This is a genomic window from Mesorhizobium sp. M7A.F.Ca.US.006.04.2.1 (assembly GCF_004022915.1).
GTDB lineage: Bacteria > Pseudomonadota > Alphaproteobacteria > Rhizobiales > Rhizobiaceae > Mesorhizobium > Mesorhizobium ciceri.
In genome coordinates this window covers 1-1,374 of the sequence record NZ_RZQA01001219.1, presented here as the reverse complement: position 1 = coordinate 1,374, position 1,374 = coordinate 1, and the positions used below count along the sequence as shown (strand labels likewise).

Sequence of the window (1,374 nt, the reverse complement as noted above, 5' to 3'; positions counted from 1 at the left end):
GACGAGCGGCTTGCCGTCCGGCGCCAGCGTGTTGAGCGGCCGCATGTTGGCGATGCCGTAGCCGAAGCCGTTGGCCACCATGGAGCGCATGACCGCAATGTCGCCGGTGCGCTCGGCAATATTGGGCCGGATCCCTCGCTGGTGGAATGCCGACAGGAAATATTCGCGGCTGTACGGCAGGTCGAGCAGCACCATCGGCTCGTCGGCCAGTTCCTCCGTCGTGATCGACGCCTTGGCCGCGAAACGATGGCCCGCCGGCAGCATGACATAGGCCGGCACCAACATCAGCGGCTCGAAGGTCATGTCCTGCGACAGTTCGAGATCGTAGGTCAGGGCGAGGTCGATTTCACCGCGCTGCAGCATCTCAAGCAATTGCCCCTGATTGCGCTCGAACTGGCGCACGCGCACATCGGGATAAGCGCGCTCGAACCGCATGCGCAGCGCCGGCAGCACGATCTGCGCAAAGGTCAGCAGGCATCCCACCGCCAGCGGGCCGCGCACCTTCTCGGCAAAATCGCCGGCGACGTCATGCAAGGCATCGGCATCGTTGAGCAGCCGGGCGGCTTCCTTGAGGAAGATGCGGCCACCGGCGGTGAGCGAGAGGCCGTGCGAATGCTTGCGGACAAAAAGCTGGACGCCGAACTCGGTTTCCAACTGCGCGATCGAGGCCGAAATCGATGGCGGCGACACATTGACCTGCTCGGCCGCCTTGGCGATGGAGCCGGCTTCGCCCACGGCAACGAAATATTCCAGCTGTCTGAGCGTGAAGCGTAGCGGCATGGCTGGCTATGTTGCCGGTTTGAGGGCTTCGATCAAGCCTAATGCATGTCGCGCAAAAGTGGCCCCGGTTTTGCGCAAACGACATGCATGGAGCAAAGGCCTAAAGCGCATCGCTTGAATCCGTTCGATCGCGATGCGCTTTAGGCGCCCATCAGTATTTGATCCATGTCGTTTTGAGCGCGGTGTACTTGTCGAGCGCATGCAGCGACAGGTCGCGGCCGAAGCCGGATTGCTTGAAACCACCGAACGGCGTCATCGGGCTCAGAGCGTCGACCTTGTTGACGGAAACTGTGCCGGCCTGCAGCCGCCCGGCGATGCGGTGCGCGCGCGACAGGCTGTCGGTCCACAGCGATGCGGCGAGCCCGTAGGGGCTGTCATTAGCGATGCGGATCGCGTCGGCCTCGTCATCGAAGGCAATGACCGAAAGCACCGGCCCGAAGATCTCGTCGCGGGCAATCGGATCGGCAGGCGTGACATCGTCGAAAATGGTGGGCTGGACAAAGCTGCCGCGCCCATTGACCGTGACCATGTCGCCGCCCGCGACCAGGCGCGCGGTCTTTTTACCGGCCTCGACGAAGCGCATGACATTGGCGG

2 protein-coding genes are annotated in these 1,374 nt (G+C 63.2%); both read right to left on the bottom strand.

Translation table 11 applies throughout. From position 1 onward, the window contains the following. The coding region (locus EN925_RS35975; protein WP_164894662.1) for a LysR family transcriptional regulator at positions 1-780 on the bottom strand (780 nt) is incomplete at its 3' end. Positions 781-931: 151 nt separating this feature from the next. After that, positions 932-1,374, bottom strand: a 443-nt coding sequence (locus EN925_RS35970; RefSeq protein WP_128337378.1) for an aldehyde dehydrogenase family protein, incomplete at its 5' end; no start/stop codon positions are given.